The sequence below is a fragment of the Nevskiales bacterium genome, from assembly GCA_035574475.1.
Lineage (GTDB): Bacteria > Pseudomonadota > Gammaproteobacteria > Nevskiales > DATLYR01 > DATLYR01.
Map to the genome: position 1 here is coordinate 1 of DATLYR010000227.1, position 17,302 is coordinate 17,302.

At 68.4% G+C, this 17,302-nt stretch carries 15 protein-coding genes; 10 read left to right on the plus strand and 5 right to left on the minus strand.

Annotated elements, in window-relative coordinates:
* Both VNJ47_13460 and mgtE read left to right on the plus strand, forming a co-directional pair.
* Positions 1-479, plus strand: a 479-nt coding sequence (locus VNJ47_13460) for a putative PEP-binding protein (protein HXG29841.1), incomplete at its 5' end; no start/stop codon positions are given.
* Positions 480-586: 107 nt separating this feature from the next.
* On the plus strand, positions 587-1,951 hold the full coding sequence (gene mgtE / locus VNJ47_13465; GenBank protein ID HXG29842.1) for a magnesium transporter: 1,365 nt from the start codon (positions 587-589) through the stop codon (positions 1,949-1,951).
* Positions 1,952-1,967: 16 nt separating this feature from the next.
* Here the strand turns inward: mgtE and pmbA are convergent, their stop codons facing one another.
* Positions 1,968-3,326: a metalloprotease PmbA gene (gene pmbA / locus VNJ47_13470; GenBank protein ID HXG29843.1), complete on the minus strand. Its 1,359-nt coding sequence runs from the start codon at positions 3,324-3,326 to the stop codon at positions 1,968-1,970.
* Between the two features lie 164 nt (positions 3,327-3,490).
* Between pmbA and VNJ47_13475 the strand changes: the two genes are divergently transcribed.
* From VNJ47_13475 to VNJ47_13495, 5 genes are all read left to right on the plus strand, one after another.
* Entirely contained in the window at positions 3,491-4,951 is a 1,461-nt protein-coding gene (locus tag VNJ47_13475; protein ID HXG29844.1) for an ATP-binding protein, read from the plus strand.
* Positions 4,899-5,483 carry a hypothetical protein gene (locus VNJ47_13480; protein HXG29845.1) on the plus strand — a complete coding sequence of 195 codons (585 nt, stop codon included), beginning with the start codon at positions 4,899-4,901 and terminating at the stop codon, positions 5,481-5,483. Before VNJ47_13475 ends, VNJ47_13480 begins: the two co-directional genes overlap by 53 nt.
* The gene (locus VNJ47_13485; protein HXG29846.1) at positions 5,480-6,820 is read left to right on the plus strand and encodes a sigma 54-interacting transcriptional regulator; all 1,341 of its coding nucleotides are present in this window, start codon (positions 5,480-5,482) and stop codon (positions 6,818-6,820) included. The genes VNJ47_13480 and VNJ47_13485 overlap by 4 nt, the downstream gene beginning before the upstream one ends.
* Positions 6,821-7,268: 448 nt before the next feature.
* Entirely contained in the window at positions 7,269-7,544 is a 276-nt protein-coding gene (locus tag VNJ47_13490; GenBank protein HXG29847.1) for a hypothetical protein, read from the plus strand.
* A 33-nt stretch (positions 7,545-7,577) separates the two neighbouring features.
* Positions 7,578-8,255 carry a superoxide dismutase gene (locus VNJ47_13495; GenBank protein ID HXG29848.1) on the plus strand — a complete coding sequence of 226 codons (678 nt, stop codon included), beginning with the start codon at positions 7,578-7,580 and terminating at the stop codon, positions 8,253-8,255.
* Between the two features lie 17 nt (positions 8,256-8,272).
* Here VNJ47_13495 and VNJ47_13500 read toward each other — a convergent pair whose 3' ends face one another.
* The 3 genes from VNJ47_13500 to VNJ47_13510 form a co-directional block, all read right to left on the minus strand.
* Positions 8,273-9,925 carry a DUF4394 domain-containing protein gene (locus VNJ47_13500; protein HXG29849.1) on the minus strand — a complete coding sequence of 551 codons (1,653 nt, stop codon included), beginning with the start codon at positions 9,923-9,925 and terminating at the stop codon, positions 8,273-8,275.
* Positions 9,926-10,033: 108 nt separating this feature from the next.
* Positions 10,034-11,389 carry a UDP-N-acetylmuramate:L-alanyl-gamma-D-glutamyl-meso-diaminopimelate ligase gene (gene mpl / locus VNJ47_13505; GenBank protein ID HXG29850.1) on the minus strand — a complete coding sequence of 452 codons (1,356 nt, stop codon included), beginning with the start codon at positions 11,387-11,389 and terminating at the stop codon, positions 10,034-10,036.
* A complete protein-coding gene (locus VNJ47_13510) occupies positions 11,389-11,955 on the minus strand; it encodes a hypothetical protein (protein HXG29851.1) in 567 nt (188 codons plus the stop codon). Before VNJ47_13510 ends, mpl begins: the two co-directional genes overlap by 1 nt.
* A gap of 75 nt (positions 11,956-12,030) precedes the next feature.
* Here VNJ47_13510 and rnd point away from each other — a divergent pair, with 75 nt between their 5' ends.
* The gene (gene rnd, locus VNJ47_13515; GenBank protein ID HXG29852.1) at positions 12,031-13,182 is read left to right on the plus strand and encodes a ribonuclease D; all 1,152 of its coding nucleotides are present in this window, start codon (positions 12,031-12,033) and stop codon (positions 13,180-13,182) included.
* On the opposite strand, the gene VNJ47_13520 is transcribed toward rnd, so the two are convergent.
* Positions 13,163-13,804 carry an adenylate kinase gene (locus VNJ47_13520; protein HXG29853.1) on the minus strand — a complete coding sequence of 214 codons (642 nt, stop codon included), beginning with the start codon at positions 13,802-13,804 and terminating at the stop codon, positions 13,163-13,165. The two genes, rnd and VNJ47_13520, sit on opposite strands and share 20 nt — an antisense overlap.
* Before the next feature lie 219 nt (positions 13,805-14,023).
* Between VNJ47_13520 and VNJ47_13525 the strand changes: the two genes are divergently transcribed.
* Both VNJ47_13525 and VNJ47_13530 read left to right on the plus strand, forming a co-directional pair.
* On the plus strand, positions 14,024-15,292 hold the full coding sequence (locus VNJ47_13525; protein HXG29854.1) for a 6-phosphofructokinase: 1,269 nt from the start codon (positions 14,024-14,026) through the stop codon (positions 15,290-15,292).
* Between the two features lie 195 nt (positions 15,293-15,487).
* Positions 15,488-17,302, plus strand: a 1,815-nt coding sequence (locus tag VNJ47_13530) for a sodium-translocating pyrophosphatase (GenBank protein HXG29855.1), incomplete at its 3' end; no start/stop codon positions are given.

Below are 17,302 nucleotides of genomic sequence, written 5' to 3' on the forward strand. Positions count from 1 at the left end.
AGAACAAGCCGGTCGCCGACAACGTCGAGGTCGGCGCCATGATCGAGATCCCCGCCGCGGCCATCGCCGCGCCGATCCTGGCGCGCCACGCGCGCTTCTTCTCGATCGGCACCAACGACCTGATCCAGTACACGCTGGCCATCGACCGCGTGGACGACGAGGTCAACTACCTCTACGATCCGCTGCACCCCGCCGTGCTGCGCCTGATCCACATCACGGTCGAGGCCGGGTCACACGCCGGCATTCCGGTGGCGATGTGCGGCGAGATGGCCTCCGATCCGCGCTACACGCGGCTGCTCCTGGGCCTGGGCCTGGCGGAGTTCAGCATGTACCCCGGCAGCCTGCTCGAGATCAAGCGCATCATCCGTCACAGCGACACCCGAGCGCTGCGCGGTACCGTGCAACGGCTGCTCGCCAGCACCGACAGCGCCGAGCTGCACGAACTGATCGAGCAGCTGGGCGCACCGGCAACGCACTGAGCGACTTCCGGCCGTAGACGCCGCAGGGCGTTTCCCTTAACGTCTGTCACGCGCGTGCCATCGCGCCGCGCGAGTCTATCGTCCGCCCACGCACCGGCTGCGCCGCCATGTCCGAGACCGAAGACGCCCTCGACCCCAGCACCGACCGCCGGCTGGAACGACTGCGCACGGCACTGGACAGCGGCCGGCTGCAGCGCGTGCAGCGCCTGCTGCACTCCCTGCCCACCGCCGAGATTGCGCTGCTGCTCGAGTCCATGCCCATCGGCGAGCGCCAGGTGGTCTGGGGTCTGGTGGATCCGGAGGATCGCGGCGAGGTGCTGGTACACGTCGCCGAGGAAGTGCGCGACGGCCTGATCCGCGAGATGCCGATCGAGGAGCTGGTCGCGGCCACCGAGGGCCTGGAGGTGGACGACCTGGCCGACCTGATCGAGAACCTGCCGGAGACCGTCACCCAGCAGCTGCTGCGCTCCATGGACCTGGAGAACCGCCAGCGGCTCGAGGCGGTGCTGTCCTATCCGCCCGACAGCGCCGGCGGCCTGATGAACACCGACACGGTGACGGTGCGCCCCGACGTCAGCATCGACGTCGTGCTGCGCTATCTGCGCCTGCGCGGCAGCCTGCCCGAGCACACCGACGCGCTGTTCGTGGTGGATCGTACCGGCCGCTATCTCGGTGTGGTCTCGGTCAACCGCTTGCTCACGCTCGACCCCGAGCTGGTGATCGCCAGCGTAATGGACACCGAGATCAGGCCGATTGAGGTCACTGCCAGTGCCACAGAGGTTGCCAAGCAATTCGAGAACCTGGATCTGGTCTCGGCACCGGTGGTCAACGAGCAGGGCATCCTGGTCGGACGCATCACGGTCGACGACGTCATGGACGTGGTCCGCGAGGAGGCCGACCACAGCCTCATGAGCATGGCTGGCCTGGACGAGGAAGAAGACCTGTTCGCGCCCATCCTGCGACGCACCCGGCGGCGCGCCATCTGGCTGGGTGTCAACCTGATTACGGCGTTCATCGCCGCGCGCGTGGTCGGGCTTTTCGAGGCCTCGATCGAGCAGATGGTCGCGCTGGCGGTGCTCATGCCGGTGGTGGCCAGCATGGGCGGTATCGCCGGCAGTCAGACACTGGTCCTGACCATCCGCGGCCTGGCACTGGGCTCGATCGGCACCAGTAACGCACGCAGCCTGCTTTACAAGGAGCTGGCCGTGGCTTTTGCCAACGGAGTGTTCTTTGGTGTCATCGTCGCTGTCGTCACCGCTCTGTGGTTTGGCAATCTGATGCTGGGCCTGGTGATTGCGCTGGCGCTGGCGCTGAACCAAATCAATGGCGTGCTGACCGGCGTCTGGCTCCCCCTCTTGCTGCGCAAGCTGGGCATAGACCCTGCCCTTGCCGGTTCGGTGGTGCTCACCACTTTCACCGACACCGGCGGTTTCTTCATGCTGTTGGGCCTGGGGACCCTGATACTGCTGTAGTGCGTCGCGTCAGCGATCACTGTCCGGCAATGGTCATGGATTCAATCAGCACCGAGCCGCTGCGGATGTTGCCGCGCGTATCCATATCGTGGCCGATGGCGCGAACGCCACGGAACATATCGCGCAGGTTGCCGGCGATGGTGATGCCGGCCACCGGGTAGGCGATGCTGCCCTGCTCGACCCAGAAGCCGGCAGCACCCCGCGAGTAATCGCCGGTGACCAGATTGACGCCCTGTCCCATCAGCTCGGTGACGACGAGGCCGGTGCCCATCTCGCGCAGCAGCCCAGCGAAGTCCGAGGGCCCAGGCTGCACGACCAGGTTGAACACGCCGCCGGCGTTGCCGGTCGATTGCAGCCCCAGCCGCCGCGCCGAGTAGCTGCCCAGCACATAACCCTGCAGCACACCCTCGACGACCAGCTCACGGTCCACGGTGGCGACGCCCTCCTGATCATAGGCCGTACTGCCCATGGCGCGCGGCAGGTGCGGGCGCTGGCTGATGTTCACCTGCGGTGCAAAGACTGGCTTGCCGGCCTGGTCCAGCAGGAAGCTGGCCTTGCGGTAGAGCGCACCGCCGCTGATCGCGCCGACGAAGCTGCCGAACAGCCCGCGTGCGAGCTCTGGAACGAACAAAACCGGCGCGCGGCGCGTGGACAACCGCCGTGGGTGCAGGCGCGCCAGGCTGCGCTCGGCGGCTCGGCGCCCGACCTGTGCCGCCGTTTCCAGCGCAGCGGGCGTACGCGCGGCGCTGTACCAGTAGTCGCGCTGCATGTCCTCGCCGGTGCCGGCGATCACGGCGCAACTGAGGCTGTGCTGCGTACCCAGCTGGTGCCCGACGAAGCCATGACTGTTGGCGTACACCGAGATGCCACGCCGCGTGTCCACACCCGCGCCCTCGGAGTTGGTGATGCGCGGGTCGAATTGCAACGCGATCGACTCGGCCTCACGCGCCAGCGCCACCGCGGCATCCACGGTCAGCGGCCAGGGATGGTCCAGGTCGAGGTCCGGGAGGTCGCGCGCTATGCGCTCGGGATCCGCCAGGCCCGCATAGGGATCCTCCCCGGTGTAGCGAGCGATCGCGCAGGCGCGTTCGATCGCCTCGCCGATGGCACGGTCGGACAGGTCGCTGGTGCTGGCATGTCCGCGGCGCTGACCGAAGTACACGGTGATACCCAGATCGCGGTCCCGCTGGAACTCCACCGATTCGATCTCGCCCTTGCGCACGTTCACGGTCAGCGCGGTACCTTCGCTGAGAGTCACCTCGGCAGCGCTGGCACCGGCACGGCGCGCGCGTGCCAGCGTCTGCTGCGCCAGTTCGCGCAGAGTCGCGGCGGCGGGCAGCGGACTGCTTTCGGGAGGGGCGGGCTGGCTGTTCATGCGTGCTCCGGCACGCCGCGCATTGTGCCAGAGCGATCCGCCGGGGGATATCCGGCGGCTGTCGCAACCGGCCGTTCTGGCCTAGCATTGGAATTTTTTCACGCGGCACAGGCTGAACGAATGACCCGCCAAGCTGAACGGACGCCCGCCGCCGGGAGCGGCGCATGATCTCCCTGCGCCCGCGCTCGCTGCGGCGGCTGGCGCTGGCCGGCTTCGCGCTGGTGGTGCTGCCGCTGGTGGCCATGCTGGGGGTCGCCAGCCTGTACGTGGACCGGCTGGCGCAGCAGAGCGAGCAGCTGGTCGCGCGCGGCGTCGAACTGGCCCGGCTGGGCAAAGAGCTGGAGGAAAAGATCAGCTCACTGGAACGCAATGCGCGCCAGTACCAAGTGCTGGGCGATCCCGCGCTGATCGAGCTGGCGCGCAAACGCTGCGACGAGCTGACCGTCATCGCGGCCAGGATCCAGGCGGCGCGCGTGCAGGCGGTCGACACGGGGCACCTGGAGCGGATCCGCACCGACAGCCACGCAATCCTGCTGGCGCTGGCACGGGAGGCGCCGCAGTCCGCGACGCTGGCCGGCGAGCTTGAGCGCTTCGGGCGCCTGCACCAGCTGGCGGCCGCGGTCCGCGGACAGACCGATACCTTCATCAATGCAAGGCTGGAAACACTCCAGGTCACGGCGCGCGAGGCGCGCCACTTCCTGCTGCTGATGGCGGTGATCCTGATCCCGATGGTCATGCTGTTGGCACTCTATTTCACCGTACAGATCACGCGGCCGGTGCGCCAGATCGAGAACGCCATCCGCAGCATGGGGCGCGGCAGCTTCGCCCGGCCGCTGGAGGTGGACGGCCCGCACGAGCTGCGAGTGCTGGGCGAGCGGCTCAACTGGCTGCACAACCGGCTGACCGACCTCGAGCAGGAGAAGAACCTCTTCCTGCGCCGCATGTCTCACGAGCTCAAAACACCGCTGGCGAGCCTCCGCGAGGGCGCGGAATTACTGATGGACGGCACCGCCGGAAGACTGACCGACATGCAGCTCGAAATCGCGGACATCCTGCGCAACAACAGTCTCGAGCTGCAGTTCCTGATCGAGAACCTGCTCGACTATGAGCGCTGGCGGGAAAAATCGGCCGTGCTCGAGGTGTCGCGCTTCGCGTTCCGTCCGCTGCTCGATGCGATCCTGCAGCGGCATCGACTGCTGATCGGCAACAAGCGCCTGCGCATAGACCTGCGGATGGAAGACTTCGAGCTGGAGGCGGACCGCGAACACATCCGCATTACACTGGACAACCTAGTGTCGAACGCGATCAAGTTCGCGCCGGCCGGCGGCACGGTTTACCTGCGCGCCCAGTCCTGGCACGGCTCGGGCGAGCGTCGGCTGGTGAACTTCGAGATCGCCGACACCGGCCCCGGCATCCCGCCCGAGGACCGACCGCGGATCTTCGACGCCTTCTACCAGGGGCGTCCGCCATCCGACGGTTTCCTGCGTGGGACCGGCATCGGCCTGTCCGTGGTGCGCGAATGCGTCAGCGCCCACGGCGGCGTCATAGAGCTGCTTGAAGGAGAATATCCCGGTGCACACTTCAGAATCCGCCTGCCATCGCCGCCGGCCGCTACGGACGCCTAAGACGCTGACGGCACTGCTGCTCGGCCTGCTCGCCGCCGCCACCGGCGGCTGTGCCGGCCTGGCGCCGGCCACGCCGCGTGCCAGCGTCGCGCCGGCATGGACCGAAACCGAGTTCCGCCCGGTGTCCGAGTACCTGGCCTACATGCACATGCTGGCGGTGGCGCCCCCGGCCACGCGCAAAAGCCTCTACCAGCAGGCCGTGCGCAGCCAGCGCGAGCAGGCCACCCCGCACACCAAGCTGCGCCTCGCACTGGCACTCGCCACACTGGACAGTCCGTACGGCGACGTCAACAAGGCACGCCAGCTGTACCGGGAGCTGCTGCCGTCGGCGCAGTCCATGCCGGAGATCGAGTCGCTGCTCCAGGTGCAGCTGGCGGAGGCGCAGCAGCGCCTGGCGCTGGAGGAACGCCTGGCGCTGATGCAGCAAAGACTCGACAAGGCCGAAGCCAAGATCCAGGCGCTGACCACGATCGAGCAGACGCTCGACCCGCCGGCACCGGCGCCCGAGAACCGGCCCCGGAGCGCGCCATGAGCGGCACGACCGGAAAAATCCTGCTGGTGGACGACGACGCCGACCTGCGCCGCCTGCTCGGCATCCGCCTGAGCGCCAGCGGCCACCAGGTGCAATCCGTCGGCAGCGCAGCGCAGGCGCTGGCGGCCATGGCCCAGTACCGCCCGGACCTGGTCATCACCGACCTGCGCATGGAGGAAATGGACGGCATCCAGCTGCTGCAGGAGCTGCAGCGCACGCGACCCGGCATGCCGATCCTGATCATCACTGCGCACGGCACCATCCCCGACGCGGTGCAGGCCACCCAGCGCGGCGCCTTCGACTTTCTGACCAAGCCGATCGACAAGAACCTGCTGCTGCAGCGCGTGGACGAGGCGCTGCGGCTGTCCGGCGCCGGCACGCTGGACGACAGCTGGCAGGCGGACATCGTCACCGGCAGCGATGTGATGCGCGAGCTGCTGCTGGATGCACGCCAGGTGGCAGGTTCCGACGTCAGCATCCTGATCACTGGCGACAGCGGTACCGGCAAGGAGCTGCTCGCACGCGCCATCCACAAGGCCAGCCCCCGCCGCGAGCATCCCTTCGTGGCGATCAATTGTGGCGCCCTGCCGGAGAACCTGCTCGAGTCCGAACTGTTCGGCCACGAGAAAGGCGCATTCACCGGCGCGATCCGCGACCACTTGGGCCTGTTCCGCGCCGCGCACGGCGGCACCCTGTTCCTGGACGAGATCGGCGACATGCCGCTGACCCTGCAGGTGAAGCTGCTGCGCGTGCTGCAGGAGCGCGAGATCCGGCCCGTCGGCAGCACCCGCAGCATCCCGGTCAATGTACGCATCATCTCGGCCACGCACCGCGACCTCGACGGCGCCATGGCCGAGGGCCGCTTCCGCGAGGACCTGTACTACCGGCTGAAGGTGATCAAGCTGGAGCTGCCGCCGCTGGCGCAGCGACTCGGAGACATCCCGCTGCTGGTGTCGCATTTCCTCAAGCAGCTGGCGGCGCGCGAGGGCGGGCAGCAGAAGGTCTACGCGCCGGAGGCGATGGAACTGCTGGTGACCGCGGAGTGGCCGGGCAACGTGCGCCAGCTGTACAACATGGTCGAGCAGAACGTCGCGCTCTCGCCCACCCCGGTGATCAGCGCGGCGCTGGTGCAGAAGGCGCTGGGCGGCAGCGCCGGCAAACTGCCCTCCTACGCCGCGGCGCGCGACGAATTCACGCGCAATTACCTGGTGCAGCTGCTGCAGATCACCCGCGGCAACATCAGCCAAGCGGCACGCCTGGCCGAGCGCAATCGCACCGAGTTCTACAAGCTGCTGGCGCGGCATCGCGTCAACCCCTCCGATTTCAAGCAGAAATGAAATGCCTGTCGCCGATCGGCGACAGCGTTTTTGCGCGTGACGACAGGATGGTGATCGCAGGGCGCCACGTCGTTGTCGGGTTTTCACGACAGCAGCGCAGGGTTTCGCCCCCGTCGCTTGGCCGCAGGGCGGCCGCCCTGCGCGGCTTGCCGCCGGCAACTGGCTGACGCGTAAGGTCTTTTCCATTTCTGGCACGGGTATTGCCCGCTTCCGACAGTGGCGCTCGTTCGCGCCGGCCGTCGGGCCCTCCCCCTCACTCCCCGCCAGCCGACGCGGACACCGCCACAGCTTCGCAGTGCTGCGCGAAGGACTTTCCGGTCTGGCCCGACCGGATCTTGGGATCAGGCACAGGGTCGTGCCGCATACGGCTGATCCCGGGATCCGGTTTCGGGTCGCTGACCGCACGGAAACGCAGCAAACAACGAGGACGCACACGGAGGAGAAACGGATGTTGAACCGCGAGTCGAGACCATCGGCCATCCAGGAAACCCTGACCCTCAAGATCGCGCCGCGCCGCGAACGGGTATCGCGCCTGCTGCCCTGCGGCACCCTGGGCCGCGATGCCGAGGGCTCCGGCTGCGCCGTGTTCCTCAAGCGTTCGCGCATGAGCAGCACGGTATTGCGGAAGGTGCTGCAGCACCGGCCCCACTATGCCCCTGCGGCGGAGCGCGCCCGCAACCGTCCGGGTTCCTTCCTGCGGCTGGGCAGCGGCCGCAGTCACTGACGCGCATCGCGCGCTGCACGCGGAGAAGCGCCCTTGCTTTACCTCCCGCCGCCGCTACCCTATCGGCCCGACGCGCTCGAGCCTTATCTCTCGTCCGAAACGGTCGAGTACCACTACGCCGCGCATCACAAGGGCTACCTGCGCAAGCTCGCCGAGCTGGTGGACGGCACGCGCTTCGCCGGGATGCCGCTCGAGGACATCATCGCCCGCGCCCCGGCCGGCCCGATCGCGGGCTGCGCCACGCAGGCCTGGAACCATGCTTTCTACTGGCGCAGCATGAGCCCCGAGGGCGGCGGCGCGCCCCCCGCGCCGCTGGCAGCGGCGATCGAGCAGTGGTTCGGTTCGGTGGACTGCTTCCGCCAGGCCTTCGAGAAGGCAGGCCTGGGCCTGTTCGGCTCCGGCTGGGTGTGGCTGGTCCGGGAGTCGGACGGCCGCCTGGCCATCAGCGCGCTCAGCAGCCCGGCCGCCAGTCCACTGGGCAAGGGGCGTCGCCCGCTACTGGTCTGCGACCTGTGGGAGCACGCCTACTACCTCGACCATCGCAACCAGCGGATGCGCTACCTGCACGCCTTCTGGGACGTGGTCAACTGGGATTTCGTCGCTGCCAACCTCGCGCTGCCGCTACCGGCTTACGCCGACCGCGCGCCCCACCCCAGGCCAGCGGCCGGCCGGCGCCGCCCGGTGCAGCCGGTGCTGCATATGCCGGCCTGATCACGGGGGCTCGCGTCTCACTCGCCGAGCCGGATGGCGAGACCGGTGATCGCCAGCGGGGTCGTGCTCCCACCGATCGGCGTCGTACCAATCTGTGTCGCGGTGCCGGTGGCCAGATTCACGCGGTACAGATTCGAGCCGCTGCCCAGGTTCAGCGCCGCCAGCACCAGCCCGTTGTGCCCGCCGGCGATGTCGAAGGCCGCGTCCGTGGCATCGACGCCCAGGTTGGCACTCATCACCGCATCCGCGATCGTGCCGGCATTCGGCGGGTTCTGAATCACCAGCCGGTCCGGGGAGGTGCCGGTGTCGATGCCATAGAGCGTCGTGGCATCGGCGCCGGCGAAGCTGTTGGTATAGGCCGAGGCGATCAGGGTCGCGGCGGGGTTGATGGCGCCATCGGTGCAGGTGACGCCGTCGTCCACGTTGATGCGCAGATTCTGCTCGGCATCGCTGACCACGCGCAGGCGATCCGGCACCGGATTGAAGTCGACGCCGAACAGCGTCCCGGCCAGTGCCATGAAACCGCCGCTGCAACCTGCCACCATCCCGGCCGGGGCGGCCAGCAGCGCGGACTGCAGCACCGCACCGGTCGCAGGATTCAGCCGATACACGCGGCCAGAGCTGCCCAGGGCATAAAGGTCGCCGGTGGCCGGACGGAAATCCAGCCCGCGGATCGCCTCACCGGCCTGCAAAGGCGCGATCGAGCCGATGGTCGTCACGCTGCCCGGCGTCAGCGGATCGAAGCGCACGAGCTGGTTGCCGCTGGTGCTGGCAAAGACCACCGGCGCGGCCGGCGGGGGAATGGCCAGGCCGCGCAGCGGTTCGCCGCCGCCGATGGTGCCGAGCACCGTCACGTTGCCGAAGCTCGGCGAACCGGCGCGCAGATTGGCGCGCAGCAGGGCGGCGGTACCGTTGACCGTCACCGCCACCAGGGCGGTGCCGTCCACCGCGTCGATGTCGAAGCTGGCGTCGGTGGCATTGACACCCAGGCTGGTCGCCGGGCTGGTATCGCCGACGGTGCCGGCATTCGGCGGGTTCTGGATCACGATGCGATCGGGGTTGCTGGCCAGGTCCACCGCGTACAGCGTGGTGCTGCCGCTCACGCCCGCGCCGCCGAAGCTATTGGTGTAGGCCGAGGCCAGCACGCTGCTGCTGGCAGGATTGATCGCGCCGTCATTGCAGGTCACCCCGTTATCCACATTGATGCGCAGATTCTGGCCGGTGTTGCTGACCACCCGCAGCCGGTCGGGAACCGGATTGAAATCCACGCCGAAGGCACCGCCCTGCAAGCCGGTATAGCCGCTGGGGCAGCTCATATCGCCCATGGCGGGTGCCGCCAAGGTGCTGACCAGGGTCGCGGCCCCGGAGCTCGTGTTGACCGTGTACAGGCGACCGGTACCGCCGTCATTGGCCAGCAGGTAGAGCAGTCCGTTGGCCGGACGGAAATCCATACCGACGATATCGCCGGTGACGCCCGACAGCGCCACACCGCTGCGGAACACCGTCGGCGCGGACGGATCGAAGCTCACCAGACGGTTGCTGGCAGTGAGGCCGAACACGGCGCCGGGACCGCCGCCGCCGTCGTCGTCGTCGCTGTCGCCGCCACAGGCGGCCAGCAGGCCCAGCAGCAGGGCTGCGCAGCCAACTCGATATGCGGATTCAAGCCTCATGACTGTCCCCCTCCTTGTTTGATTTCTTCTCGATGAATGGAAGGCCCGGCCGGTGGCCGGGCACCGAATACAATACGGTCTGGGCAGGGTTTCGGATGCAGGGCCGCTTCAGGCAGCCAGGGCAGCCAGCAGCCGCTCGTGAATGCCCCCGAAATCGCCGTTGCTCATGACCACGACCTGGTCCCCGGGGCGGACGCAATCGCTCACCGCCCGCACCAGCCGGTCGAGGTCGTCGAGCACGCGGGCGCGCGGGCCCAGCGCGGCAAGGGTGTCCGCCAGGCTCCAGTCGAGGTCGTCGCGCTGATACAGAAAGCTCCGATCGGCGCCCGCCAGCGCGTCCGCCAATTCCTGCTTGTGCACGCCCATGCGCATGGTGTTGGAGCGCGGCTCCAGCACCGCGATGATGCGCCCGTTCGCTGCGCGCGCGCGCAGGCCGGCCAGCGTGGTGGCGATGGCCGTCGGGTGATGCGCGAAATCATCATAGACCTTCACGCCCCGCACCTCGCCGCGCAGCTCGAGCCGGCGCTTGACGTTGCGGAAACGCCCCAGCGCCTCGACCGCCTGCGCCGGCGCCACGCCCGCATGGCGGGCGGCCGCGATCGCCGCCAGCGCATTGCTGACGTTGTGCCGGCCCAGCAGCTCCCAGCGCACCGTGCCCTGGACGGCACCGGCGCAGCTCACTTCGAACGCACTGCCGTCCTGCGCCAGCAGGCGCGCCTGCCAGCCGTCGCCGCGGTCGAAGTATTCCACCGGCGTCCAGCAGCCCATCTGCAGCACGCGCGCCAGCGCGGCATCGTTGCCGTTGCATACGATGCGCCCGGTGCCGCCCGGCACGGTGCGCACCAGGTGATGGAACTGGCGCTCGATCGCGGCCAGGTCCGGGAAGATGTCGGCGTGATCGAATTCCAGATTGTTGAGGATCGCGGTACGCGGCCGGTAATGCACGAACTTGCTGCGCTTGTCGAAGAAGGCCGTATCGTACTCGTCGGCCTCGACCACGAAGAAAGGCGTCCGGCCCAGGCGAGCCGAGACCGGGAAATTGCAGGGCACACCCCCGATCAGGAAGCCGGGTTCCAGCCCCGCATGCTCGAGGATCCAGGCCAGCATGCTGCTGGTCGTGGTCTTGCCGTGTGTGCCGGCCACCGCCAGTACCCAGCGTCCTTGCAGCACCTGTTCGGACAGCCACTGCGGGCCCGAGGTGTACGGCAGTCCGCGGTCCAGCGCGGATTCCATGGCCGGGTTGCCGCGGGTCACGACGTTGCCGACCACGACGCAGTCGGGCGCCGGCTCCAGGTGCGCGGGGTCATAGCCGCGCATCACCTCGATGCCCAGCTGCTGCAGCTGCGTGGACATCGGCGGCCAGGCATTGGCGTCCGAGCCGGTGACGCGATGGCCGGCCTCGCGCGCGATCGCGGCGATGCCGGCCATGAAGGTGCCGCAGATGCCGAGGATGTGGATGTGCATCAGGACACCACTGCGCTGGCGGACTGCGTCGCAGCCTGGCCGAACAGCAGGTTGATCACCAGCACCGAAATCAGCTCATACAGCAGCACCAGACCGAAGGCCGTCAGCAGGCGCACCTCCAGCGCCACGCGCAGGATGTAGGCCTGCACCGCCAGACTCCAGGCGCCCAGCGCCAGCACCAGCAGCACCGGGCCGACGGGGGCCTGGACCTCGGTGCCAGCGCCAAGCTGCTTCATGTAAGGCAGTAGGATCGAGATCGGCCACCAGGCCAGCAGACTGAAGAAACTGCCGGCGATGACCAGCGCGGTGAGCGTCTGCGGCAGGCGGTTGCCGAAATTGCGCAGGCGCAGCAGCGTGTGCGCATAACCGGCCAGCACCGCGAAGGACACCAGCGCCTGCAGCAGCGGCAGGGGGCCGCTCATCCCCTGCAACCGGAACAGCAGCACGCCGCAGCCGATGAAGGCTGCGCTGCCCGCCGCCAGCAGCGGGTAGGAGGTAGGCAGGTGCTGCGGCCCGCCGCGCAGCAGCAGGATCTCGCCCATGGCGCGTATGACGCTGTTCAGCATAGAAAGGAAAATGCGACAAGCCCGGGATTAGGCACGCATAATAGCGGCTTGTTCCATCAGCGAAAACAGCCCCGCATGAGCGGCTTTCTCTACCTCGACACGCCCGCGGCGCTGGCCGAGCACTGTGCGCGCCTGCGTGGGCGCGACTGGCTGGCGGTGGACACCGAGTTCATCCGCGAGCGCACCTACTACCCGCAGCTGTGCCTGGTGCAGGTTTCCGACGGCGAGACCCACGCCTGCATCGACCCGCTGCGCCTCGCCGACCTCGGCCCGCTGCTGGAGCTGCTGTACGATCCGGCCATCACCAAGGTGTTCCACGCAGCCGGCCAGGACCTCGAGCTGTTCTATCACCTCACCGGCAAGGTACCGGGGCCGGTGTTCGATACGCAGCTGGCGGCCACGCTGGCCGGCTTCGGCGACCAGGTCGGCTACGCGCGCCTGGTACAGGACCTGCTCGGTGTGACGCTGGACAAGGCGCACACGCGTTGCGACTGGAGCCGCCGGCCGCTGGCCGAGGCCGAGCTGGCCTATGCCGCGGACGACGTGCGCTACCTGTGCCAGGTGTACGCAAAGCTGCGCGCGGAGCTGGCGCAGCGCGGGCGGCTGGACTGGCTGGCGGCGGACTTCGCCGCGCTCAGCGACCCGGCCCGCTACGAGAACCTGCCCGAGGACGCCTGGGCGCGCATCGGCGCCGCGCACAAGCTGCGGCCCAACCAGCAGAAACTGGTGCGCGCCCTGGCCGCCTGGCGCGAACAGCAGGCGCGCAGGCTCGATCGGCCGCGGCGCTGGATCCTGGCCGATGACGTGCTGCTCGATCTCGCACGGCGCCAGCCGAAGACGCTCGAGGACCTGGCGCGGCTGCGCGGACTGCCGGAAGGCCTGGTACAGAAACAAGGCGCTGCCCTGCTCGCCGTACTGGCCAATGCCGCGCAGGCGCCCGCGCCGGCCGCGGAGCGCGAAGCGCCGCGACTGGCCGCCAGCCAGCAGCCGCTGCTGGAACTGCTGCAGGCGCTGGTGCACGCGGTGAGCGAAGAACAGGCCATCAGCCCGGCGGCGCTGACCAGCCGCCGCGAACTGGAGCGCCTGATCCTGGGCGAGCGGGAACTGCCGGTACTGTCGGGCTGGCGGCGGGCCGCGATCGGCGAGCCGCTGCTCAAGTTGCTGGAGGGACGCGCGGTACTGCGCGTGAAGGAAGGCCGGGTACGGCTCAGCCCAGCGCCTGGTTGATGCGCGCGTAGATCTCTTCGATGTCGCCCTCGCCGTCGATGGCGGCGAGCTTGCCCTGCTTCTGGTAGTACTCGATCAGCGGTTCGGTCTGGTCCTGGTAGACCTTGAGCCGGTTGCCGATCGTGTCCTCGTTGTCGTCGGCGCGCTGCAGCAACTCGCCGCCGCAGCGGTCGCAGACACCGTCCTTCCGCGGCGGACTGTAATAGACGTTGTACATCTGGCCGCAGTCCTTGCAGGTGCGGCGGCCGGTCAGGCGCTTCATCAGCGCGTCGAACTTGACGTCGATGAGCAGCGCCTTGTCCAGCGGCTGGCCGAGGCTGCCCAGCACCGCGTCGAGCTCGCGCGCCTGCGCGCCGCTGCGCGGGAAGCCGTCCATGATGAAACCACGCTCGGTGTCGGCGTCCTGCAGCCGCTCGCGGATCATGCCGATCACGATCTCGTCCGCCACCAGCTGGCCGGCATCCATTGCGGCCTTGGCCTTCTTGCCCAGGGCGGTGCCGGCGCGCACCGCGGCACGCAACAGGTCGCCGGTGGAAATCTGCGGGATCCCGTGGCGCTCCATCAGTTTCTTGGCCTGGGTGCCCTTGCCCGAACCGGGCGCGCCGAGCAGCACGATGCGCATGCGTCAATCCTGAAATGGTCGTCTTGAAACGGGGGCCTCAAAACGGCGTCGGCGCGTCCCAGGACTGGCATCGTGGGGGCGCGCCGGCGGCTTTCTCGGCGGATTTCGGCGTACCGTACCTTGAGGGCCGCAGGGCGTCAATGCACCCGATGCGCGGGCCCTGCGCTTGCTTTATTCTTTCGCCCTCGCACCGCCCATCCGACCGGGGAACCTGCATCCATGGCAGCCAGGAACGCTTTCTACGCGCAGTCCGGCGGCGTCACTGCCGTCATCAATGCCTCTGCCGCCGGCGTCATCGAGACCGCCCGCCGCCATCCGGACAAGATCGGCAAGGTCTATGCCGGTCGCAACGGGATCATCGGGGCCCTGACTGAGGATCTGATCGACACCACGCAGGAACCGGCCGAGAACATCGCGGCGCTCAAGCACACCCCGGCCGGCGCCTTCGGCTCCTGCCGCTACAAGCTCAAGGGCTTCGACAAGAACCAGGCCGAGTACGAGCGCCTGATCGAGGTGTTCCGGGCGCACGACATCGGCTACTTCTTCTACAACGGCGGCGGCGACTCGGCCGACACCTGCCTCAAGGTCAGCCAGCTCGGCGAGAAGATGGGCTACCCGATCCAGGCCATCCATGTGCCCAAGACCATGGACAACGACCTGCCGCTGACCGACACCTGCCCCGGCTTCGGCTCGGTGGCCAAGTACACGGCCGTGTCCATCCGCGAGGCCAGCTTCGATCTCGCCAGCATGGCCAAGACCTCGACCAAGGTGTTCATTCTTGAAGTCATGGGCCGCCACGCCGGCTGGACCGCAGCCGCGGGTGGACTCGCTGCGGAGCAAGACGGCGACGGACCGCAGGTGATCCTGTTCCCGGAAATCGTGTTCGACGAGGAGAAGTTCCTCGCCAGGGTGGACGCCACGGTGCGCAAGGTCGGCTGGTGCACGATCGTCGCCAGCGAGGGCCTGCACGCGCCGTCCGGCGAGTTCCTGTCCGAGGCCGGCACCCAGGACGCCTTCGGCCACAGCCAGCTCGGCGGGCTGGCGCCGCTGCTCGCCGACCTCGTCAAGCAGAAGCTCAAGCTCAAGTATCACTACGCCATCGCCGACTACCTGATGCGTTCGGCGCGGCACATCGTCAGCAAGACCGACCTCGACCAGGCCTATGCCACCGGCCGCGCCGCGGTGGAGCTGGCGCTGGCCGGCAAAAGCGGCGTGATGGTGTCCATCGTGCGCAAGAGCGACAGCCCTTATGTGTGGGAAACCGGCGAGGCGCCGCTGGAGAAGGTCGCCAACGTCGAGCGCAAGATGCCGCGCGAGTTCATCACCGAGGACGGCTTCCACATCACCGACGCCTGCCGCCGCTACCTCTCGCCGCTGATCCAGGGCGAGGACTACCCGCCGATGCGCAATGGCCTGCCCGTTTACGTCACGCTGCGCAACGTGGCGGTGCCGAAGAAGTGTCCGCCCTTCGAGCTGAAGAAGGCGTAACGCCGCTTACGGCCAGGCAAGGCCCCTCCTCCGAACGCAGGGGGTCGCAACTTCCGCAGAGCGTGATAAGCTCGCCGGGCGTGTGGGTGGGCTCGTAGGGCCGTTTCACAAAAAAGCAGGACACAGAACAACCAAGCCCGCGGGCCTTCCCGTCCCGAGTTGCATCACCCGGATGACTCATAAGGAGGAGGCTCGATGTTAGTCGACGTGTTCGTGAATTGGGGTCTGTGGATCGCTCTGGGCTGCGCCCTGGCTGCGGTCGCCTACGGTCTGGTATCCGTGCAATGGATCCTGGCCCGCCCGGCGGGCAACCCGCGTATGCAGGAAATCGCGGCCGCGGTGCAGGAAGGCGCCATGGCCTACCTCAACCGGCAGTACAGCACCATCAGCCTGGTCGGCATCGCGCTGTTCGTGGTGCTGGGGCTGGCGCTGGACTGGTACACCGCGGTGGGTTTCGCCATCGGCGCGATCCTGTCCGGTGCCACCGGCTACATCGGCATGAACATCTCGGTGCGCGCCAACGTGCGCACCGCGCAGGCTGCGCACGACGGCATGAACGCCGCGCTCGGCGTCGCGTTCCGCGGTGGCGCCATCACCGGCCTGCTGGTGGTCGGCCTGGGCCTGCTCGGCGTAGCCGGCTATTACATGGTGGCGATGAACCTGACCGGCGATCAGGGCAAGGCGCTGCACGCGCTGGTCGGCCTTGCCTTCGGCGGCTCGCTGATCTCGATCTTCGCGCGTCTCGGCGGCGGCATCTTCACCAAGGGCGCCGACGTCGGCGCCGACCTGGTCGGCAAGGTCGAGGCCGGTATCCCGGAGGATGACCCCCGCAACCCGGCGGTGATCGCCGACAACGTGGGCGACAACGTCGGCGACTGCGCCGGCATGGCCGCCGACCTGTTCGAGACCTACGCCGTGACCGTGGTCGCCACCATGGTGCTCGGCGGGCTCTTGGCCGCGACCCTCGGCCCGAACGCCGTGCTCTATCCGCTGGTGCTGGGCGGCGCCTCGATCATCGCGTCCATCGTCGGCAGCTTCTTCGTCAAGGCCTCGGAAGGCGGCAAGATCATGTCGGCGCTCTACCGCGGCGTATTCGTGTCCGGCGCGCTGGCGGCGCTCGCGTTCTACCCCATCACCACCGCACTGATGGGTGACCAGGCGATGAATCTGTACTGGTGCGCGCTGATCGGGCTTGCGCTCACCGGCGTGATCGTGTGGATCACCGAGTACTACACCGGCACGCAGTTCAAGCCGGTGCAGCACGTGGCTTCTGCCTCGCAGACCGGCCACGCGACCAACATCATCGCCGGCCTCGGCGTATCCATGAAGGCCACCGCGCTGCCGGTGCTGGCGGTCTGCGCCAGCATCTACGGCGCCTACGAGATCGCCGGCCTGTACGGCATCGCCATCGCCGCCACCGCCATGCTGTCCATGACCGGCATGATCGTGGCCCTGGACGCCTACGGCCCGATCACCGACAACGCCGGCGGCATCGCCGAGATGGCCAAGCTGCCCAAGGAGATCCGCGCGATTACCGATCCGCTCGACGCGGTCGGCAACACCACCAAAGCGGTGACCAAGGGCTACGCCATCGGCTCGGCTGGCCTGGCCGCGCTGGTGCTGTTCGCGGACTACACCCACAACCTCACCGCCAACGGCCAGAGCATCGCCTTCAACCTCGACGATCACATGGTCATCATCGGCCTGTTCATCGGCGGGCTGGTGCCGTACCTGTTCGCCGCGATGGCCATGGAGGCGGTGGGCCGCGCCGCCGGCTCGGTGGTGGTCGAGGTGCGCCGCCAGTTCCGCGAGATCAAGGGGATCATGGAAGGCACCGCGCGGCCCGATTACTCGCGCGCGGTGGACATGCTCACCCGCGCCGCCATCCGCGAGATGATCGTGCCCTCGCTGCTGCCGATCCTGGTGCCGGTGGTGGTGGCGTTTGGTCTCAACGCGCTGATGGGCCCCGGCGCCGGGGTGCGCGCGCTCGGCGGGCTGCTGATCGGCACC

Bases quoted from the DNA above. Each gene is read 5' to 3' on its own strand.
- mgtE (HXG29842.1), top strand. From the start codon at position 587: ATGTCCGAGACCGAAGACGCCCTCGACCCCAGCACCGACCGCCGGCTG.
- VNJ47_13485 (HXG29846.1), top strand. From the start codon at position 5,480: ATGAGCGGCACGACCGGAAAAATCCTGCTGGTGGACGACGACGCCGAC.
- pmbA (HXG29843.1), bottom strand. From the start codon at position 3,326: ATGAACAGCCAGCCCGCCCCTCCCGAAAGCAGTCCGCTGCCCGCCGCC.
- VNJ47_13475 (HXG29844.1), top strand. From the start codon at position 3,491: ATGATCTCCCTGCGCCCGCGCTCGCTGCGGCGGCTGGCGCTGGCCGGC.
- rnd (HXG29852.1), top strand. From the start codon at position 12,031: ATGAGCGGCTTTCTCTACCTCGACACGCCCGCGGCGCTGGCCGAGCAC.
- VNJ47_13525 (HXG29854.1), top strand. From the start codon at position 14,024: ATGGCAGCCAGGAACGCTTTCTACGCGCAGTCCGGCGGCGTCACTGCC.
- VNJ47_13510 (HXG29851.1), bottom strand. From the start codon at position 11,955: ATGCTGAACAGCGTCATACGCGCCATGGGCGAGATCCTGCTGCTGCGC.
- VNJ47_13500 (HXG29849.1), bottom strand. From the start codon at position 9,925: ATGAGGCTTGAATCCGCATATCGAGTTGGCTGCGCAGCCCTGCTGCTG.
- mpl (HXG29850.1), bottom strand. From the start codon at position 11,389: ATGCACATCCACATCCTCGGCATCTGCGGCACCTTCATGGCCGGCATC.
- VNJ47_13490 (HXG29847.1), top strand. From the start codon at position 7,269: ATGTTGAACCGCGAGTCGAGACCATCGGCCATCCAGGAAACCCTGACC.
- VNJ47_13520 (HXG29853.1), bottom strand. From the start codon at position 13,804: ATGCGCATCGTGCTGCTCGGCGCGCCCGGTTCGGGCAAGGGCACCCAG.